The following is a 19,678-nucleotide window of genomic DNA, read 5'->3' as shown; positions in this document are numbered from 1 at the left end:
CCCGTGATTCCCTGTCCGAACACCTTGAAAGGCTCGCCCCATGACCCCCACAGCCAACGTCATTCCCACCCATACAGCACCATTCACGGTCCACGTGATCAGCAGCGATTCCCCGGACGTCGACGCCATTGGCGTTCCGGTGCTGACCGGGCTGCCTGCCCACGAATCCATCGGTTTTGACGCTGAGGCCCTGTCACGGGCGGGCTTCACCGCCAAGATCGGCTCCGTCCTCACACTGCCCAAAGTGCCTGTCACGGTAGTCGCCACCGGTGTCGGCGACGCCGGTTCCCTCGATGCGGCCGGGCTGCGCAACGCGGCTGCCGCCTTTGCCTTGGCCACCTCAACCTCACGGCGGCTGGCATTTCAGCTGGGAGGCCTGACCACAGTGGCTGCGGGAGCGGCTGCGGCCGCTGTTGTCGAAGGAATCATGCTGGCCCGCTACCGCTTTGACCTGCGGACCACACCCGCGGCGAGTGTTCCTGTCGAGGAAATTCTGCTCGTCGTCGACAGCGCTGACGCCGCCGCCGCTCAGGCGGGGGCGGACCGCGGCCGAGTTACGGCACGCGCCGCCATGCTGGCACGCGACCTGGCCACAGCCCCGGCCGGGATGCTGACGGCAACCCGGATGGCGGAAGTCGCCGTGTCCCTTAGTGCGGAATTCGACTTTGATGTTGAGGTTTTCGACAAGGAAGCATTGGTGGAGCTAGGCTGCGGCGGGCTGCTGGGCGTGAACAAGGGCTCGGTGGAGCCGCCACGCATGATCGTGATGCGCTACCGGCCCACCGGCAAATCAACCGGGCATCTGGCACTCGTGGGCAAGGGCATCATGTACGACTCCGGCGGCATCAGCCTCAAGCCCGGGGACCTCTCGCACTCCCAGATGAAAAACGACATGACGGGTGCTGCCGATATTCTCGGGGCGATGACGACGCTCGCCACCCTCGGCTGCCCTGCCCAGGTCACGGCATTCCTCATGTGCACGGACAACATGCCTTCCGGATCCGCCATGCAGCTCGGTGACGTGTTGGTCACCCGCGGCGGCAAGACCGTCGAGGTGCTAAACACCGACGCCGAGGGCCGACTGGTCATGTCGGATGCGCTCGTGCTGGCAGTCGAGGCAGGGGCGGACGCCATCGTGGACATTGCCACGCTGACGGGAGCCTGCCTGCGCACCTTCGGTACGGAAATTGCCGGTCTGATGGGCAACAACGAAGGCATTCTGGCACAGGTTGAGGCCGCCGCCGCGGCCACAGACGAACCCGTGTGGCGCCTGCCGCTGCCGCCGGGCCTGCGCGCCGAGCTCGACTCGGACATTGCCGACATCAAAAACATTGGCGGCGTGAACGCCGGATCCATCACTGCAGGGCTTTTCCTGCAGGAATTTGTCGCGGGAAAGCCATGGGCCCACATCGATATCGCCGGGACGGCACAGGCGCCGGCGTCCAGCAGGTGGATTCCGCGCGGCCCCACGGCCTTCGGCACCCGGCTGCTGGCGGAACTGGCTCTCGGGTTCCGCGCCCCCACCGCCGGCTGACCAAATCCATGGACACTGCCATGGCGACCATCCGGGGGTGCCGGCCCGGGGACCGGTTGCAGGAGTGCGGCAATGGCTGAATCAACATTGATGCTCTTGATCCTGGCAGCCACTGTTGCCGTATTTGTCTGGAACAAGATTCCCGTTGAAATCGTGGCAATCGGGGTGGCCCTGCTGCTCTTTGCCACCGGCATTGTCACCATCGACGAGACCTTTTCAGGCTTCGGTTCCCAGACAGTCGTCCTCATCGCCGCGCTGTTTGTTGTTGCGGAGGCCATCGATGCCGCCGGAATCACCACCTGGATAGGCGGGCTGTTGGTGCGCTTTGCCGGTGACAGCCGACCCCGGCTCATTGCCCTGATCATGCTGTTTACCGCACTGCTGACGGCCGTGATCAGCGTGAATGGGGCAGTGGCAGCCCTGCTGCCGATGGTGGTGGTGCTGGCAGTGCGCCTGGGAAGAGAACCCGGCCAGCTGCTCATGCCCATGGCCTTTGCGGCCCACGCAGGATCATTGCTGGTGTTAACCGGCTCCCCCGTCAACATCCTCATCCTTGAGGCGGCGATTGATTCAGGGGAGAACATTGGATTTTTTGAGTTCGGCATGGTGGGGCTTCCGCTGCTCCTCGGCACCGTCTTGATTGCCATTTACCTGGGTCCGAAGCTGCTGCCGAAAAGGGTTCCCGAGTCCGTGCCCAAGGACCTCAGCAACCATCCACGTGTCCTCTTGAGCCACTACTGGCCCGACGAGCATGAACTTGCCCGCCTGCATATTCCGCCAGCCAGCAGCCACGCAGGGCACACGATTGCCGGAGTACTGCCGGCGGTCCGGGGGCAGGTCCACCTGATCAGCGTCCAAAGCGCCTCTGGCAAGCCACTGACCGAAGACACGCTTGACGCCGGAAACTACCTGGTGGTCCGCGGAACAGCCTCGGACATTGCGGATTTCGCAGTTGAGCATGAGATGACCGTGGAGGCCACCGGCGAAGGTGGCATCGCCTGCGGACTCGTCAGCAAGTCCTTTGGCGTGGCGGAAGTGCTTGTGGCACCGCGCTCCAACCTAATCGGAACAAGTGTTTATCCCGGCATGGTGACCGAAAGCGGTTCCCTCGTGGTGCTTGCCCACCAGCGGGCCGGCAAGGCAGCGGGCGGCACCTCCTTGGCGGCGGCACCCACCGAGGTCAAGTCAGGCGACACGCTCCTCCTGCAGGGCAGCTGGGGTGCGCTCGACAAGCACACGCTGGATGCGGATGTGCTGCTGGTGGACTCCCCCGATGCCATCCGTCGCCAGACCGTGCCACTGGGCCCCGGCGCCATTCCGGCATTGGCCATCCTGGCCGCGATGGTCATCATGATGACCACCAACATTGTTCCCGCGGCCGTTGCAGCCCTGCTGGCGGCCATGGCCATGGTCCTGGCCCGGTTGGTGACCATCGGCCAGGCGCACCGTTCCATGGCGTGGCAGACCCTGATCCTGGTGGGAGGGATGATCCCGCTGTCGGCCGCCATCACGCAGACCGGCACGGCGAAAATGCTGGCCGACGGCATCGTCTCTCTCACGGGCGGCGGCAGCCCCTACCTGCTCCTCGCCGGCATCTTCGTCGTCACGGCAGTGCTGGGCCAACTCATCAGCAACACGGCCACGGCACTGATCATCATCCCCATTTCGATGTCCGTGGCCACGGAGGCGGGACTCTCCCCACTGACGGTGCTCATGTGCGTCAGCGTGGCCTCGTCCGCAGCACTGCTGACCCCCATCGCCACCCCGGCCAACATGATGATCATGCTCCCGGCCGGCTACAAGTTCGGGGACTACTGGAAGTTCGGCGCCGTCATCATGGTCCTCTACCTGGCGGTTGCCGTCTTCCTTGTCCCTGTCTTTTGGCCGTTCTAGAACCGGCCCGCAGTTGGTGGCAGTGCGGCAGCGCTATTGCAGGTAGGAGGTCAGCCTGGCTGCGCTGTCCCAGAACTTTTGCTTGGCGGGCCGGTTGATCCACTCCTGGAGCTTGAGCTCCTTGCTGTTGGCCCGGTAGCCGTCCTCAATTTCGCGCAGCTCCTGCACAAACTTTTCGCTGTGGACCATCATGGAGATTTCCATGTTGAGCGAGAAAGACCGCACGTCCATGTTGGAGGAGCCGATGACTGCAACGTCGGAGTCCACGCTGAAGTGCTTGGCATGGAGCACTTCCGGCGCCCTGTACATATAGATCTTGACCCCGGCCCGCAGCAGCTTCTCATAGTAGGAGCGCTGGGCATGGTAGACAAGGGCCTGGTCGCCAATTTCGGACACGAACAGCTCCACGGAGAGCCCGCGTCCGGCGGCCGTGACGATGGCCATCATGATCGATTCTTCGGGCACAAAGTACGGGCTCGTGATGCTCACGCGCTCGGTGGCGAGATGGATCATCGAAACAAACAACTTCAGGTTGTTGTCGTTTTCAAAGCTGGGTCCGCTCGGCACAATCTGGGCATCCACCCGGGACGGGTCCGCGTCGAGGACCACCGGGGTGGTGTCCAGGACCAGCAGCTCGTCCGTCTCGCTGTACCAGTCGGTGATGAACACGGCATCAATTTCGCGCACCACCGGCCCGGTCACCCGCATCATGAGGTCGTGCCAGCGCAGGCCCCGTTTCAGGTTGGACTTCTTGTTGTAGGAGGAATCCACCATGTTCTGCGAGCCGGTGAACCCGACGGCCCCGTCCACCACCATCAATTTGCGGTGGTTGCGCAGGTCGATGCGCTGGTAGTCGCCCTTCCATGGACGCAGCGGCAGCATGTCGTGGTATTCGGCGCCCATCGCCGCCAGGCGTGCCAGGGTCACCTTCCGCCCGGGGTTCATCAGCGACGACAGGTGGTCGCCCATGACACGGACCACCACCCCGCGCGCAACCGCCCGTTCCAGCGCGTCAAAGAACGGCGTGGTGGTTTCATCCGCCACCAGGATGTAGAACTGCACGTTCACGTACTTTTCCGCCCGGTCCACCTCCGCGGCCATCGCGTGGATGGAGCTGACGTAGTCAGGCAGCAGCTCCACGGAGTTGCCGCCCACCATGGGCAACGCACCGAGCTTGCTGTTCAGGGTGACGAGCCCGGCCAGCCCGTCGGGCCATTCGTCCTTGTGGCTGAGCTGGTCAAAGCCCTCTGTGCGTTCCAAAATCAAGTTGTTGACATACTGCTGCTTCTCCCGCCGAGCCTTGGGGAGGCTGGAAAACCCAACCAGCATGAACACGAGAAAGCCGACGTATGGGATGAAGATGATCGCCAACGTCCACGCAATGGCCGTGGAGGGGCGCCGGCGGGCGGAAATGTAAATGACAGCGGCGACGCCGAGAACTATGTGGACGGCCAGCAGCAGCCACGCCCACCCTTCCAGATCAATCGTCATGGTGCAGTCTCCGCTCTCAAAGCCATTGGATGGGCGGCGGCAGATCCCGGGGAACCCCTCGCCAATGTTGATCCTACCCATGGCGGGTCCGCTGGAGCTGAACCTGCCGCATGTGACGCGCAGAGGCCGGCGTAACGGGGTTAGCGGCCAGAATGTGTGTATGAAAAGTGGCTTTTGGCCAGTAATCATATGGGATGCAGGGCCCTGTACATGCTTTGAAAGCATGTACGGTGACAGTTCCCAAGAATCACCCCAGGTGTGGTGTATGTACTAAGAAGCTCGTAAAGAATGGCAAGACCAGCGCGGGAAGAACTAGGTGGCGGTGCAAGTCCTGTGGTGCTTCCAGCACCCAGTCACGTGTCGATGTCAGCAAGAAAGCAGAGTTCACAGCGTTCCTGTCCTGGATCACCGGCAAGGACCGTCAGGAAGCCCATGCAGGCTCCGCACGCACCTTTAGGCGTCAGAGTGCCTGGTGCTGGACGGTGCCCCCTACAGCCGTCGTGAGCGGCGACATACACCCCCAGATCATGCTTGACGGAACGTACTTCAACGACTGGTGCGTGCTGGTCGCCTACACCGGCAACCACGTCATCGCCTGGCAGTGGTGCGACAGAGAAAAGAATGCGTCCTGGTCTGCCCTGCTGCAACAAATCCCGGCACCTGCGGTCGCGATCGTTGACGGGCACAAAGGCCTGGAAAGTGCGCTGCGCGAGCACTGGCCAGAGACGAAGGTGCAACGGTGTCTTTTTCATATCCAGCAGAACATTCGAACACACCTCACGATGCGCCCAAACCTCGATGCCGGCAAGGAATTACTGGCACTAGCCAAGGCCCTGACACCGATCCAAGACCTTGACCAAGCCGCTGTCTGGGCCGGGGAATTCGCTTCCTGGGAAGCACGCTGGGAGTCCTTCTTGAAGACCCGAACCTACGCGAAGAAGAACGGCGAGAGGCCCTCCCATATCGGCACGAACCAGCAATGGTGGTTTACACATCTACGCCTGCGTCGGGCCCGCGGAACACTGGCCACGGTATTGAAAAATGGGCACCTGTTCACTTGGCTCACCGCCGCCACCAACGAGCACAAGATCGACCGCACCACCAGCCCCTTGGAAGGCGGAATCAATGCCGGTCTCAAGCACCTTCTACGCGATCACCGTGGTCTCACCGACGACCACGCCAAACGAGCCGTTGACTGGTACCTCTACCTCCACAGCGAGTCTCCGAAAGACCCCTGGACGTTCGTGAAACCCAGCCACTGGCAGCCCCAAAGAAAACAAAGCACAACCATCGAAGAGCCCATCGGGCCAGCCCTCTACGACACAGCCTTCAGCCCCGAAGACGGGAACGGAATCCAACAAGGATGGGGCAGAAGAAGCCGATGACACGCCCGGGCCATACACACATTCTGGCCGCTAACCCGCGTAACGGCGGGGGCTGTTAAAACAGAAAAGCCCCAGTCCGATGACTGGGACTTTCCTTGTGGAGTTGCGGGGACAGGATTTGAACCTGTGACCTCCGGGTTATGAGCCCGGCGAGCTACCGAACTGCTCCACCCCGCGATGTGGTTATTACTTTACCGCCCATTCACTCGCAAGCAAAACCAGTGGCACGTGACGTTCATCTCCCCCTCATGAAAAGGGCCCCGGATGGTTGATCCGGGGCCCTTTATCCATGCACTACGGCGGAGCTAGGGCTTGGCGCTCGGCGTCGCCTCAGGCGTGGCCTGGGGCGTTGCCTGTCCCCCGGCAGCAGCTTCGGCGGCCAGCGCCGCAGCGATGGAGGCCTCCAGCTGCTTCTGGGCTTCACCGTAGGCGGCGAAGTCGCCCTTGGCGAGTGCTTCCTGGCCGGCCTTCATGGCGCTGTTGGCGTCATTGAGGGCGTTGGCCAGTGCCTGGTTGATGCTGGCCGGCGGCGGTGTGGTGGTGCTGGAGCCGCCGGTGCCGGGTTCCTTCTGGACATTCGCATCACCTGCCGTGGCCCCGGAATCACCGCCGAACAGCTGATCCAGTGCCTCATTGAGGGTTGCCGCGTAGCCGATCTTGTCACCGAAGGCCACCAGCACCCGCTGCAGCGTGGGGTAAGAGGTGGACCCGGTGGACTGCAGGTAGACGGGCTGGACATACAGCAAGCCGCCACCAACAGGCAGGGTCAGCAGGTTGCCGTTCTTGACCTCGGATTGTCCAAGGGTCAGCACGTTCAACTGTTCCGAAACGGTGGGATCCGTCTGGAACTTGTTCTGCACCTGTCCGGGGCCGGGCACCTGGGTGTCCACCGGCAGTTCGAGCAGTTGCAGCTTGCCATAGTCGGGGCTCTTGACACCCTTGACGTTCCCGGCGTCGCCATTGGCAGCCATAAATCCATACAGGACGTTGCGGGAATCGCTGCCCGTCACCTTTTGCGGAATGAAGTCAGTGGTCAGTGAGAAGGCAGTCTTCTCAGCCCCCGGCATCTTCAGCGACAGGTAGTACGGCGGCTGCTTGTCAACGGCCTTGGTGGTGGGGTCGTCGGGGATGGACCAGGCCTCGGTGTTCTTGAAGAACTTGTCCGGGTCCGTCACGTGGTACTGGCCCAGCAGTTCGCGCTGGACCTTGAAGATGTCCTCGGGGTAGCGCACATGCGACATGACGTCGCCGGACATTTCCGTGTACGGCTTCACACTGGTGGGGAACACCTTTTGCCACGCCTTCAGGATGGGGTCCTGCGTGTCCCAGGCATACAATTCCACCGAGCCGTCGTAAGCGTCGACGGTGGACTTGACGGAGTTGCGGATGTAGTTCACCGATGCGTTGGGCAGGGGTGCCAAGCCGCCGGCCGCGGTCAGGGAGTCGGTGGTGGCTTCCTGCAGTTGCTGCTGCTGCGAGTACGGGTAGTACGCGCTGGTGGTGTAGCCGTCCACAATCCACTTGACCTTGCCGTCCACGATGGCCGGGTACGGGTTGCCGTCAATGGTCAGGTACGGGGCAACCTTGGCCACACGTTCCTTCGGGGTGCGGTCGTAGAGGACCTGCGACTTCTCATTGACGCCGTTGGTCAACAGCAGGTCGGTTGACTGGAACTTCAGCGCGTACATGACCCGGTTGAACCAGTTGCCAACACTCGGCCCGCCGTCGCCGGTAAACGTTGTCAGCGCCTCCGAGCCGGTGCCGGTGGAGGCATCGGCGCCGGTGGTGCCTTGGGGCCGGTCCAGCTCGATGGGGGCGGTGCCTTCGGGTGCACCCACCAGGGAGTAGTCCGTGGTGGACTGGCCGAAGTAGATGCGCGGCTGGTAGCTGGTGTCAGTGCCCAGCTTGCCCACGGAGGGCACGCCTGACTGGATGAACACGGGCTTTCCGTCGGTGGTGACGGTGTTGCCCTGTGCGGCCACCATGCCGTAGCCGTGGGTGTACACCAGGTGCTGGTTGTACCAGTTCTGCTGTTCCTGGTTTATGCCCTGGGGGTTCAATTCACGCGCCGCGACAACTACGTCCTGGACCTTGCCGTCAACCGTGTACCGGTCAACGTTCAAGGTCTTGGGGAACTCGTAGTACGGGCGGTACTGTTCCAGCTCGCGGAAGGTGTCCGAGAGCAGGTTGGGGTCCAGGAGCCGGATGTTGGCGGCGGTGTCGGCGTCCTGGCGCAGGGCACCAGCTTCGGCCGTCACCGTGGCGTTGTAAGGCGTGACCTCCATGTTGGACAGGCCGTAGGCCTGGCGGGTCATGTCAATGTTTCGCTTGATGTACTGGGCTTCCAAGTTTCCCTGCGACGGCTTGACCTGCCACTCCTGCACGGCCCACGGGTAGATGCCTCCGGCCACAATGGCGGTGACCACGAGCATGCCGGTGCCGATCAGCGGCAGCTTCCACTTGCCCATGAAGGCGGCGATGATGAACAGCACGGCCACGATGATGGCGGCTGCAGCCAGGATGGCCTTGGTGGGGATCACGGCATTGACGTCGGTGAACATGGCACCTGCACGGTAGCCGCCGTTGTCCTGCAGGGTGGCGTAGCGGCCCAGCCAGAAATTGAAGCCGAGCAGCAGCAGGAAGATGCCGGCCAGCACAGCAATGTGGATCTGTGCCTGGCGTGAGGTGAAGATGCCGCGTTCGGTCAGGCGGATGGCGCCGTACAGGTAATGGGTGAGGATTCCGGCAATGAAGGAAATGACGGTGACGGAAATCAGCATGCCAACAATGAAGCCAAGGAACGGCAGGGTGTTGGTGTAGAAGCTGATGTCCATGCCGAATTCCGGGTCCGCCTGGCCAAAAGGCACGCGGTAGAAGAACAGCATGACCTTTTCCCACTGCGCCATGGCTGCGGTGCCGGCAAACAGGCCGAAGACAACGGGCACGCCGATCATGACGACGCGGCGCACCGGCTCCAGCTGCACCTGGTAGCGGTTGAGATTGTCATCCCGGGCACTGTCGGGGGCATAGATGGGCCGTGCCTTGTAGGCGGCCCTGATGGAGAAGTACACCCCCAGTGCCATGACCAGGAAGCCTGACAGGAAGATCAGCAGCTTGGCCACGCGCTCGGTCCAGAACACACCGGAGAAGCCGAGCTGGTTGAACCATAGGAAGTCTGTATAGACGCCGGAGAAGATCGCCAGCGCAATGACCAGTGCCGCCACCACAAGGATGGTGGGCAGGAGGGCACTGCGGCGTTTTGGCCGGACGGCATTGCCAGGCGGTGGGGATGGGCGGGATGTCACTCTCTACCTCTTACTCAACTGATGTACTTGTACCTACTGTGGACCACGAACAGCTCGCGGACAACGTTCCGGATGATGCTCAATCGTTACTCGCAGCGCGGCAGCTTCATGCCTGCAGTGCCTGCGCCAATCCCGGAAACGGTGTCATACGCTTCCTTGAGTGTATTGACTTTAATGACTTCAAGCCCGTTGGGGATGTGGCCGATGACGTCCTGGCAGTTGGCTCCAGGAGCCAGGAAGTACTTCGCACCGGCTTTCTGGGCGCCCACCATTTTCTGTGCAATGCCACCGATGGCGCCCACATTGCCGTCCGGGTCGATGGTGCCGGTGCCGGCGAAGGGCTTCCCCCCGGTCAAGTCGCCGGGCGTCAGCTTGTCCATGATGCCCAGTGCAAACATCATCCCGGCGCTGGGGCCGCCGATGTTGTCCAGGGCAAAGTTCACCTCAAACGGAAACTTGAACACACTTTGCAGGGCAACACCCAGAAGGTACTTCCCTTCGGGGCCCATCTTGGGCACCACAGACACGGTCATGTCCGCACCGTCGCGGCGCACGGCCAGCTCCACAGCGGCGCCCTTGCCTTCGGCCAGGGCGTCCTGGATGACCTGGAGGTCCTTGATGGCGCGCCCGTCAATGGTGAGAAGTACGTCGTCGGGCTTCAGAATGCCGGCGGAGGCGCCGTCACCGATCACCGTGGCCACCGCAAGGTTGCTCTGGTACTTGATGCCCAGGGCGGTCAGTGCGGCGGCGGTGGCGTTGTCCTGGGAACCGGTCATGGCGGCGGAATTTTCGTTGTTGACCGCTTCCTGGCTGGTGCCGGGCGCATAGATGAGCTCGGCCGGGTAGACAGTGTGCGACGGCGTCAGCCAGGACACGAGCGCCTCGCCAAAGCTGATCTGGCTGTCGGGCAGCCCCCCGGTCATGTGCACAGTGGTCAGGTCCAGGGTGCCCGAGGTGGTGGGGAAGCTTTCATGGCCGGACACCGTGATGATGTCCTTGCCGTCGAGCTGGCCGATGGTGTTGATGGCCGGTCCCGGGGATTCAATAACGTACGGGGCGGGGATGGTCATGGCTGCCACAGCCAGCAGCACTGCCAGTGCCCCGGAGACTGCCATGAGGGAGAATCTGCGATCGCGAACCGTCGCGGGTGGTTGCGCCGCACCTGTTGTCTCCTGGCTCAATGATGTGGCCTTTCCAAGCGGTTCCGTACTGTGGGGCGGCCGCGGAAAGCAGTCGCCAAGCCCTAAGCCTACTGTGTTCAGATGTGCCCCGCTTGTGCCTGTGCTGGGAGTTGTCCGTGAGCCGAAGGGCACCCTTTGCCTGTAGCGAACAGGGCCCCGCCATGGGGCGACAACGCACCGTGGCGGCGGTAACGTGAAGATATTCAGCGTCCACGCCAACGATCGGGCCATCATGTCTTCCACACCAGCCAACAACGACGACGACACACCGAAGGACCCCCTTCAGGAAATGCTCGCCAACCTCTTGGGCGGCCAGGGAATGGAAGGCTTTGACCCGGCCGAGCTGGCGAAGGCTGCCGGCCTGCCGTCGGACCCAAATGTGCTCGCCCAGATGTTCTCCCAGGTGCAAGCCATGATGAGCGGTTCCTCGGACACGCCCGTCAACTGGGAGCTGGCCCGCGATGCCGCCAGGAAAGCCGCAGCAGGCGACGACCCCTCCATCACCCCGGCCCAGCAGAAGGACGTGGACGAGGCACTGCGCCTGGCCGAAATGTGGCTTGACCCGTTCACGGAGCTGGCGGCCACCGCCATCATCGGCAAGGCCTGGTCGCGCGCCGAGTGGGTGGAGGAAACGCTGGGCACATGGCAGCGACTGACCGAGCCTGTGGCCAACAGCATCGCCTTCGCCATCTCCCAGGCCATGAACGAGCAGCTGCCCGAGGAAATGAAGTCCATGATGGGCGGGGCCGCCTCCATGATGCAGAACATGGGCGGGGCCCTGTTCGGGCTCCAGTTGGGCCAGGCCGTCGGCGCCCTGGCCAAGGAAGTTCTCGGTTCCACCGACATCGGCATCCCGCTGGCCGACCTGCAGATGGCGTTGCTGCCGGCCAACGTCAAGGCCTTCGGCGAGGGGCTGGAAGTTCCGGAACAGGAGATCCGCCTGTTCCTTGCCCTGCGCGAGGCCGCCCACGCCCGCCTGTTCGTCCAGGTTCCCTGGCTGCGCGGGCACCTGCTCGGCGCCATCGAATCCTACGCCCGCGGCATCCACATCGACATGTCCCGCATTGAGGACCTGGCCCGCAACATTGACCCGAGCAACCCCGAATCGATGCAGGACGCCCTCTCCGAGGGTGTCTTCATGCCCGCCCGCACGCCGGAGCAGGACGCCGCCCTGGCCAAGCTGGAAACCGCACTCGCGCTGGTGGAAGGCTGGGTGGACGAGGTCTCCTTCGAGGCGGCAGCAAACCTGCCCTCGGCCGGGGCCATCCGTGAAACCATCCGCCGCCGCCGCGCCACCGGCGGCCCCGCCGAGCACGCCTTCGGGTCGCTCGTCGGGCTGGAACTGCGCCCCCGCAGGCTCCGCGAGGCCTCCGCCCTGTGGTCCTCCCTCAAGGAACAGCGCGGCATCGCGGGCCGCGATGCCATCTGGGCGCACCCGGACCTGCTCCCCACCTCGGCCGACCTCGACGACGCAGCAGGCTTCGGCGCCCGCCGCAGCGCAGAGGCAGCTTCGGAATCGGACGTTGACGCGGCCTTGGCAAAACTGCTTGACGGCGGTTTCGACGAGCCGGCATCCGGCGACGACGGCACCCCCGCCCCGGACGGGCCGGACACCGGCGACAAGTAGTTTCGGCCAGCTGCCGGGGGCAGCCGCCGTCAACGGCGCCATAGCGGCAGGCCAACGACGAAGCCCGGGGCTGATGCCTCAATCCGCCACAATTCAACAGCGGCGGATTGCGGCAGCAGCCCCGGGCTTGCTTCGTATCCAGGCAGGCTACGGCACAACGAACGGATGCTGTTCCCTGCTGTCGAACAGAATCTCCCGGGTCACTGCCCTTCTGGCGACGACTGCCCCTGCCCCGAAAGCGGTGGAGGAGAAGAGTCCGAAAAGTATGGCGGGTCCGCCAATGTTTGCAACGAAGAAAGCGTGTGCGAAGACGCCCACCAGCACAGCCGCCGTGAAAACGAGGCTGGCCGCCATGACATTGGCCCAACCCAGCACCGAGCTTGTAAAGCTCTCCTCCCGCTTGGCAATCGACAGAATTTGCCAGCCTGCCAGCAGCGCCACCTCGATGCCCACGACCGCAACAATGCTTGCAGCCGCGTACGGAGCGGCCAGGTACGCAACCTCGGGATACGCTTCCGCATAGCTCGATGCGGCGCGGGGAATCACGAATATTTGGGCAATTGCCGCCCCCAGGGCAAGCACGCAGATCGCTATGCGCAGGGGCAGGATCTGCTGGCTGTTCATGGTCCAACCATTGCCGAACATTTACTGCCAGTCAACGGCCGCGCCATGGACTCCCTGAATCGGGTCCCCTGCCGGCCGGCACGCAGATCGCCATGGCAGGAGCCATGGATTTCGGCAGGCGCAACTAGCCGTCGATGTCGTCGTCCCCGCCCATGCCGCTGAGGTTGCGGTGTGAGGCAAAGGACGCCCCGGTCAGGAACGCCTTGGCCGTCTCCAGCTGCCCATATCCGGCCAGCTCCGCCCAAAAGGCGGCGCTGTGGTTGGGGTGGATCAGGTGGGCGAGTTCGTGCAACAGGACATAGTCAAGGACCCAATCCGGCATGCCCTGGACATGGTGTGAGATGCGGATCGTCCTGCGGGACGGCGTGGCAGATCCCCAGCGCCCGTTCTGGTTGGTGACCCAGCGGACGGATTCGGGGACTGCGCGCGACCCCAGGTATTTTTTGCTCAGCGCCAAGCTGCGCCGCATGAGCTCCTCATCGCTGCGTCCGGCTGCAGCAGTTCGGCGTTGCCGGCCCTGCTCCAGCTTTGCCACCATGAGTGGCACCCAGTAGCCCTCATCTTCAAGTGTCAGCCGGGCAGGGACGGCAATGACCACCTGTCCGTCCTCCTCGAACGCACTCAATCCGTTCTTCCGCCGCGCGGTGCGCCGCACCACCACCTGGCTGCCGTCGCTGAGCCTGTGCTCGGACAATGAATCGCCCAGTGGGCCCGGTGTTCCCGTGCCTATGGTTCTGCGGGTGGATGCTGCAGCTGTCATGCTTCGACCGTACAAGAAGGCGGGCCCCTTCTGGCAAGCCGGAACGCAAAAATGTGGACAACACCTCCCTGTGGATAACCTCAAGCACAAATGCCGCCACCGTGCCAAGATCGGAACAGTGGTTGTGGCACGGCCCTGCAGACGGCAGGCGGGTGCCGGCATTGTGGGAGGGCGTCATGGCAACAATCAATCCAGGTCTGCGCATGGTCCGCAGGGATGAACACAGCATCCAGGTCGGGCTGGGTGCCGGCGGGCTGATCCTGACAGGCCTGCAGGAACCGGAAGCAGCGTTCGTTGAGGCGCTGCACCGCGGCATCTCCGACAAGTTGGTGCTGGAGCGGGCCTCCGAACTGGGCGTGGACCCGCTGCGTGCGCAGGAAATCTGTGCCAAGCTCGCCGGCGCACTCTTCACCGACGCCGATCTGCGCACCCAGGGGCATCGCGCCGAGCGCCTGCTGCCCGAACGCCTGTCCTTGCTGGGCCTGTACCGGAGCCCGTGCCAAGGCTACCTGAATCGCAGGGAGGGGGCCGTCGTGTACCTGGCGGGGCTGGGCCGCACCGGCGCGGCCCTGGCCGCCGTGCTGGTCAGTTCCGGCCTGGGCACGATCTTCCTGGAGGATGACAACCCCGTGAGGGCATCCGATGTCGGCCCGGGTTCCTTCTCATCCGCTGACATAGGCATGCGGAGGGCGGCCGCCGTGCGGCGCCACCTGCTGGCCATCGATTCCGGCGTCCAGTCCCATGTGGTGCATGACGACGGGGCCTACAACCCCAATCCAGAATGCCTGGACCTGGCCATCCTGGTGGGCCACGACACCGCCGCCGCCTACGGCACCACCCGGTTCATGGCCGCCGAACGGCCCCACCTGCTGGTGCTGCTGCGCGAGCAGGACGGCACAGTCGGTCCGCTGGTGGTGCCCGGGGACACTGCCTGTGCCGAGTGCGTGGACCGCCACCGCGCCGCGGCCGACCCGCAATGGCCCGACATCACCGCCCAGTTGGCGGCCAAGGCCGCGATGCCGCCGGGGCGCAGTCCCCGGGCCGAGCACACCGAGAGTGCGGCGCTGGCCATGATGGTGGCGGGTGCGGCAGCCACCCAGGTCCTGCTGTTCCTTGATGCCGTCAACCAGCCCAGTTCGTGGTCCGCGGTGCTGACGCTGCACCAGGACGACGGGCGCTGGTCCCGCCAGGAGTTCAGCCCCCATCCGGACTGCGGCTGCCAGTGGCAGGCTCAGCCGTTGGCCACAATCTCCAGCACGGCCTCGCCATAGCGTTCCAGCTTGGACGGGCCAACGCCCGGAAGGGATGCGAGGGCGTCGAGGTCCTGCGGCGCAGCCTCGGCGATGGCCATCAGGGTGGCGTCGGTAAACACCACAAAGGCCGGAACCGCGGCAGTGGTGGCCTCGCCCAGCCGCCACTGGCGCAGCTGTTCAAAAACCGCCTCGTCGTAGCCCGGCGGGCAGTCGGCGCAGCGCCCCACCTTGCGTTCGGCTCCCGTGTTCAGGATCTTCCCGCACACCCGGCACACCGAGGGGCCGGCCGCCTTGCGGGACTTTCGCGTGGTGGCCATCCGCGGGCCGGTGGGCGCCCCGCCCACCGAGTTGGGCCGCAGCCCGTCCAGGAACCGCGAGGGTTTTCGGTTGGCCCGCCCGCCGGGGGTGCGCGCCGTCGACCATGAAAAGTTCAGGAATTCCCGGGCGCGGGTGATGCCCACGTAGAGCAGGCGGCGTTCCTCGTCCACTGTTTCCGGGGTGTCGGCGAAGGAAATCGGCATCAGGCCTTCGCTCAGGCCCACGAGGAACACGGCATCCCATTCCAGGCCCTTGGCCGAGTGGAGTGAGGCGAGGGTGACGCCCTGCACGGTGGGGGCGTGCTGCGCGGAAGACCTGTCCTGGAGTTCTGCCACGAAGTCCACCAGCGTGAATTCATGCTCGGGCGTGCTGCGCGAGAGGAACAGTTCATCAGCGAGGGCCACGATGGCTGCCAATGATTCCCAGCGTTCACGCACCGCGCCGCCGGTCTTGGGAGCCTCGGCCTGGTATCCGAGGTTGCCCAGCACGTCCCGGACCATCTGCCCGAGGGGCTCGCCGTCGGCTGCGCGGGAGGCGGCCCGCAGCTGCAGCAAGGCGTCGCGGACTTCCTTGCGGGCGAAGAAGCGTTCCCCGCCGCGGAGCTGGTAGCCGACCCCGGCCGCCGCCAGGGCCTGCTCATAGGCCTCCGACTGGCCGTTGGTCCTGAACAACACGGCAATCTCGCTGGCCTGGGTCCCGTGTTCCAGAAGGACCTTGATACGGGCGGCGACGGCGGCCGCCTCGGCCTCGTCGTCGCTGCATTCAAGGAACTCGGGTGCGGGGCCGCCCGGCCGCTGCGCCACCAGTTCCAGCGGCTTGGACCACAGCGCATCTGCCGTCATCCCGCCGCTGCGCCGGTTGCCCAGCAGGGAGTTGGCCAGGCCCACTACCTGCGGGGTGGAGCGGTAATCCCGGACCAGCTTCACCACGTTGGCGTCCGGGTAACGCTTCGGGAAGTCCAGCAGGTGCCGCGGTGTTGCCCCCGTGAAGGAGTAGATGGTCTGGCTGGCGTCGCCCACAACGCACAGCTCGTCCCGGCCGCCCAGCCACAGGTCCAGCATGCGCTGCTGCAACGGGGAAACATCCTGGTACTCGTCGACGACAAAGTGCCGGTACTGCTCGCGCACCGTGGCCGCCACCCTGGGGTCCTCCTGCAGGATGCCCACCGTGATCAGCAGGACGTCCTCAAAGTCGATGAGGTTCCGGTCCGCCTTGACGTCCTCATAGCCTTGGAACAGCCGGCCCACGGCCAGCTTGTCCAGGCCGCCGGGCTCGCCGCGGTCCTGGGCCTTCACCACGTAGGTTTCCGGCGTCAGCATGGACACCTTGGCCCACTCAATTTCGGCGGCCAGGTCACGGATCGCTGCCCGGTCCGTGGGCAGCCGCAGCCTGCGTGCGGCCTCGGCGATGATCTGAGCCTTGTGTTCCAGCAGCCCAGGCAGTTGGCCGCCGACGGCGTGGGGCCAGAAATACTGCAGCTGCCGCAGAGCCGCGGCGTGGAAGGTGCGGGCCTGCACGGTGCCGACGCCGAGGTCGCGCAGCCGGGTGCGCATCTCCGCCGCGGCCCGTGCCGTGAACGTGACGGCCAGCAGCCGGTTGGGGTTGTAGACGCCGGTGTGCACGCCGTAGGCGATGCGGTGCGTGATGGCGCGGGTTTTGCCGGTGCCTGCCCCGGCCAGCACGCACAGGGGCCCGTTCAAGGTGGTGGCGACCATCCGCTGTTCCTCATCCAGGCCGGCCAGGATGCGTTGTTCGGCCGTTCGCTCGTCCATGACGGGGAGTCCGGACTGCTGCGGGTCAAAGCTCATGCGTTGTCACCAGGTTCAAGGATGGGGCCGCCGTACCATTCTTCAATCAGTGTGCGGGCTATGGACTGCCGGTGCGAGATGGCAGCTTCGCCGCTGAGCACGGCCTGCTGCAATTCTTCACGGCCGAACCACCGGGCGGCACGCACCTCCACGTTGTCTGGTGCTGCATCGATGTCATTGGTGTGGCCGATGAATCCCAGCATGAGGGAGCGGGGGAACGGCCAGGCCTGGGAACCGATGTACTCCAGCGAATGCAGGTGCACGCCCACTTCCTCCGCAATTTCTCGCACGGCACCGTCTTCGGCGCTTTCGCCCGCTTCCACGAAGCCGGCAACGGTGGAGTAGCGGTTTTCCTCCCAGGCAAAGTTGTTGGCCAGCAGGATCCGCCCGTCCGCGCCGACGATGGCCACGATGACTGCCGGATCAGTGCGTGGAAAGTGCTCCGAGCCGTCCTTGGCGCAGCCGCGCACCCAGCCTGAGGCCTCCACCTCTGTGGGGGTGCCGCAGCGCGGGCAGTGGGTGTGGCTGAGGTGCCAGTTGGCCACGGCCTGGGCCTGGATAAAGACCTGGGCATCCCCCTTGTGCAGTTCCTGTGCGGCGTCGCGGTACCCGGCAAAGGCACTGTCCCCGGGCACCCAGTCCAGATTCTCGGTGTCGTTGGGGAGCACATGCAGCACAAGGTCGGTGCCGTCCGGCAGCGGGTGGCCCTGGCCGGGGCGCACCTGGCCGAGGAAGACGGAGGTGGTGCCTGCGGGCAGCACTTCCGGCAGCTCGGCGGGATCGAAATAGCCAAGCCCGGACCCCTGAAGCAGGGCCTTGCCGCGGTGGAACAGCACCACCCGGTGGCTGGCCGAGGCCAGCACGGCCGCCAGGTACCCCGGCGCGTCCCGCTGTTCACATTGGCGGTCAAGCACGGGCTCGGGCGTGGGGCTGGCAAAAGTCATGTTTCTACCGTACGCACCGGATGCCAATTTTTACATTCCTGCGCGGCCCGCTGTGGACAACGGGCCTGACGCAGGATGTCGCCATGTGACGGGCATCTTGCGACTCGCCGCCCCAACGGCAGACGGTTGGCGCCTGCGCGCTCTACGGTAGAGGAGTGAGAAGATTGACTGCGATTGAATTGGCCGCGATAGCCAGCGCCGCCGTGCCCGGACTCAACGTCACCGCGTTTGGGCCGGAGCCGGACGATGCAGCCGACTTTTCCTCCGCACTCCTGGTTGATTCCGAGAACCGCCGCTGGCGTGTCCGCTCGCCCCGCCATGCCGAAGCCAGCACCCGCCTGGAAACCGAGCGCCAGGTGCTGCGTGCCTTCTCCCCCGCGATCCGGGCCGAACTGCCGTTCCTGTTGCCCAGCGTGGCCGGAACCGTGCGGCAGGGGGAATTGATCACTTTCGTGTACTCGCACATTGCAGGCAAGGCCGAATCCGTGGAGGAGCTGGAATCCGGCACCGCTGCACTGGCCCTGGAAATCGGCCGGGCGATCGCCGCCATCCACGACCTGCCGCAAGAATTGGTCACCACCTTTGACCTGCCCAGCTACACCGCCAACGAATACCGCCAGCGCAAGCTGAACGAGCTGGACCAGGCCGCCACCACCGGAAAGATCCCGCCGCCGCTGCTGCGCCGCTGGGAGCACGCAATGGAGGACATTGCGCTCTGGCGTTTCAACTCCTGCGTGGTCCACGGCGACCTGCATGAGGACAACATCCTTCTGGACAACGACCAGGTCAGCGCCGTCATCGGCTGGACCGACCTGCGCGTGGGCGACCCCGCCGACGACTTTGCCTGGCTCGTGGCCATCAACCAACCCGATTTCGTGGACACTGTCATGCAGGCCTACGCCGCCGCCCGCAACGAGACCCCGGACCCGCACCTCCTGCGCCGGGCGGCGTTGAGCGCAGAATTTGCCCTGGCCCAGTGGCTGGTAAAGGGCTACGCAGCAGACAGTGCCCGCATGGTGGAGGACGCCGAATCCATGCTCAAGACGCTCGAGGCCGACATTGCCGAGCACGGCGGGCAGCCCATCAGCGTCGAGGACGATCCCGTCCCGGCCGCAATGCCGGCCGCCGCAACTGGGCCCGCCGCGGCGGGCCGAGCGCCGGCACCAGAAGGCACCGCGGCATCCTCAACATCATCCGGCGCACCTGACGCCCCGGCGTCCGCCCCCGCGGCAGCGGCCAAGGTGCAGTCCAGCCCCATCCCGGCGCCGGACGCCGCGCCCGCTGAGGCCGCTGCAGAAGCGTCGCCGGCCACGGACAACGCCGGCCCATCCGGCAGCGACGCCCGCCCGGTGCATGCGGCGGAGGGCACCCCCGCCGGCGCAGAGGCACCCTCCGGAGCAGGGGAAGCGGATGCCGCGGACAACCCTGCCGGTGACAAGGCCGGCGACGACACGGCGGCCACGGACCATGCGGCCGAAACAGGCAAGCATGTTGCCGAGGACGTGGACACCACGGCCATGAAAGTCATCCCCCTCGACAAGTAGCGCCGCCGCCT

General features: G+C 64.9%; 13 protein-coding genes and 1 tRNA gene. 6 read left to right on the top strand and 8 right to left on the bottom strand.

Annotation, left to right across the window (positions count from 1 at the left end):
- Positions 1 to 40 precede the first annotated feature (40 nt).
- Complete coding sequence (locus JOF48_RS12220; protein WP_209681078.1) at positions 41 to 1,534, top strand: leucyl aminopeptidase; 1,494 nt, start codon at positions 41 to 43, stop codon at positions 1,532 to 1,534.
- Between the two features lie 72 nt (positions 1,535 to 1,606).
- Positions 1,607 to 3,427, top strand: coding sequence for an SLC13 family permease (locus JOF48_RS12215; RefSeq protein ID WP_209681077.1), 1,821 nt, complete (start codon positions 1,607 to 1,609; stop codon positions 3,425 to 3,427).
- A gap of 33 nt (positions 3,428 to 3,460) precedes the next feature.
- Here JOF48_RS12215 and cls read toward each other — a convergent pair whose 3' ends face one another.
- Positions 3,461 to 4,918, bottom strand: coding sequence for a cardiolipin synthase (gene cls / locus JOF48_RS12210; RefSeq protein WP_209681076.1), 1,458 nt, complete (start codon positions 4,916 to 4,918; stop codon positions 3,461 to 3,463).
- A gap of 230 nt (positions 4,919 to 5,148) precedes the next feature.
- Between cls and JOF48_RS12205 the strand changes: the two genes are divergently transcribed.
- Positions 5,149 to 6,303, top strand: a complete 1,155-nt coding sequence (locus JOF48_RS12205) for an IS1249 family transposase (RefSeq protein ID WP_209681069.1) — start codon at positions 5,149 to 5,151, stop codon at positions 6,301 to 6,303.
- A 103-nt stretch (positions 6,304 to 6,406) separates the two neighbouring features.
- Here JOF48_RS12205 and JOF48_RS12200 read toward each other — a convergent pair.
- From JOF48_RS12200 to JOF48_RS12190, 3 genes are all read right to left on the bottom strand, one after another.
- Positions 6,407 to 6,480, bottom strand: a tRNA-Met gene (locus JOF48_RS12200).
- Positions 6,481 to 6,608: 128 nt separating this feature from the next.
- Positions 6,609 to 9,608: a UPF0182 family membrane protein gene (locus JOF48_RS12195; protein WP_342591231.1), complete on the bottom strand. Its 3,000-nt coding sequence runs from the start codon at positions 9,606 to 9,608 to the stop codon at positions 6,609 to 6,611.
- A gap of 86 nt (positions 9,609 to 9,694) precedes the next feature.
- The gene (locus JOF48_RS12190) at positions 9,695 to 10,723 is read right to left on the bottom strand and encodes a YlbL family protein (RefSeq protein WP_209681067.1); all 1,029 of its coding nucleotides are present in this window, start codon (positions 10,721 to 10,723) and stop codon (positions 9,695 to 9,697) included.
- A gap of 298 nt (positions 10,724 to 11,021) precedes the next feature.
- On the opposite strand from JOF48_RS12190, the gene JOF48_RS12185 reads away from it, so the two are divergent.
- Entirely contained in the window at positions 11,022 to 12,416 is a 1,395-nt protein-coding gene (locus tag JOF48_RS12185) for a zinc-dependent metalloprotease (RefSeq protein ID WP_209681066.1), read from the top strand.
- A 147-nt stretch (positions 12,417 to 12,563) separates the two neighbouring features.
- Here the strand turns inward: JOF48_RS12185 and JOF48_RS12180 are convergent, their stop codons facing one another.
- Positions 12,564 to 13,040, bottom strand: coding sequence for a DUF2975 domain-containing protein (locus tag JOF48_RS12180; protein ID WP_209681064.1), 477 nt, complete (start codon positions 13,038 to 13,040; stop codon positions 12,564 to 12,566).
- Positions 13,041 to 13,164: 124 nt separating this feature from the next.
- Entirely contained in the window at positions 13,165 to 13,800 is a 636-nt protein-coding gene (locus JOF48_RS12175) for a M48 metallopeptidase family protein (RefSeq protein WP_209681061.1), read from the bottom strand.
- Between the two features lie 176 nt (positions 13,801 to 13,976).
- Here JOF48_RS12175 and JOF48_RS12170 point away from each other — a divergent pair, with 176 nt between their 5' ends.
- Positions 13,977 to 15,071, top strand: a complete 1,095-nt coding sequence (locus tag JOF48_RS12170) for a TOMM precursor leader peptide-binding protein (RefSeq protein ID WP_209681059.1) — start codon at positions 13,977 to 13,979, stop codon at positions 15,069 to 15,071.
- Here the strand turns inward: JOF48_RS12170 and JOF48_RS12165 are convergent.
- Together JOF48_RS12165 and nudC are read right to left on the bottom strand one after the other, a co-directional pair.
- Positions 15,032 to 17,179 carry an ATP-dependent DNA helicase UvrD2 gene (locus JOF48_RS12165; RefSeq protein ID WP_281067975.1) on the bottom strand — a complete coding sequence of 716 codons (2,148 nt, stop codon included), beginning with the start codon at positions 17,177 to 17,179 and terminating at the stop codon, positions 15,032 to 15,034. The genes JOF48_RS12170 and JOF48_RS12165 overlap by 40 nt on opposite strands.
- Complete coding sequence (gene nudC / locus JOF48_RS12160) at positions 17,176 to 18,123, bottom strand: NAD(+) diphosphatase (protein ID WP_209681057.1); 948 nt, start codon at positions 18,121 to 18,123, stop codon at positions 17,176 to 17,178. Before nudC ends, JOF48_RS12165 begins: the two co-directional genes overlap by 4 nt.
- Positions 18,124 to 18,278: 155 nt before the next feature.
- Between nudC and JOF48_RS12155 the strand changes: the two genes are divergently transcribed.
- Positions 18,279 to 19,667 carry a macrolide 2'-phosphotransferase gene (locus JOF48_RS12155; RefSeq protein WP_425353716.1) on the top strand — a complete coding sequence of 463 codons (1,389 nt, stop codon included), beginning with the start codon at positions 18,279 to 18,281 and terminating at the stop codon, positions 19,665 to 19,667.
- Positions 19,668 to 19,678: the final 11 nt, after the last annotated feature.

Origin of the sequence: Arthrobacter stackebrandtii (assembly GCF_017876675.1) — a bacterium.
Taxonomy (GTDB): domain Bacteria; phylum Actinomycetota; class Actinomycetes; order Actinomycetales; family Micrococcaceae; genus Specibacter; species Specibacter stackebrandtii.
Note: the sequence above shows the minus strand (reverse complement) of the source record. Positions and strands in the feature narration are given on the sequence as shown.

Excerpts from the sequence above, each read along its gene's own strand:
- JOF48_RS12175 (WP_209681061.1), bottom strand. The coding sequence starts at position 13,800 with ATGACAGCTGCAGCATCCACCCGCAGAACCATAGGCACGGGAACACCG.
- JOF48_RS12180 (WP_209681064.1), bottom strand. The coding sequence starts at position 13,040 with ATGAACAGCCAGCAGATCCTGCCCCTGCGCATAGCGATCTGCGTGCTT.
- cls (WP_209681076.1), bottom strand. The coding sequence starts at position 4,918 with ATGACGATTGATCTGGAAGGGTGGGCGTGGCTGCTGCTGGCCGTCCAC.
- JOF48_RS12165 (WP_281067975.1), bottom strand. The coding sequence starts at position 17,179 with ATGAGCTTTGACCCGCAGCAGTCCGGACTCCCCGTCATGGACGAGCGA.
- JOF48_RS12220 (WP_209681078.1), top strand. The coding sequence starts at position 41 with ATGACCCCCACAGCCAACGTCATTCCCACCCATACAGCACCATTCACG.
- JOF48_RS12190 (WP_209681067.1), bottom strand. The coding sequence starts at position 10,723 with ATGGCAGTCTCCGGGGCACTGGCAGTGCTGCTGGCTGTGGCAGCCATG.
- JOF48_RS12215 (WP_209681077.1), top strand. The coding sequence starts at position 1,607 with ATGGCTGAATCAACATTGATGCTCTTGATCCTGGCAGCCACTGTTGCC.
- nudC (WP_209681057.1), bottom strand. The coding sequence starts at position 18,123 with ATGACTTTTGCCAGCCCCACGCCCGAGCCCGTGCTTGACCGCCAATGT.
- JOF48_RS12185 (WP_209681066.1), top strand. The coding sequence starts at position 11,022 with ATGTCTTCCACACCAGCCAACAACGACGACGACACACCGAAGGACCCC.
- JOF48_RS12170 (WP_209681059.1), top strand. The coding sequence starts at position 13,977 with ATGGCAACAATCAATCCAGGTCTGCGCATGGTCCGCAGGGATGAACAC.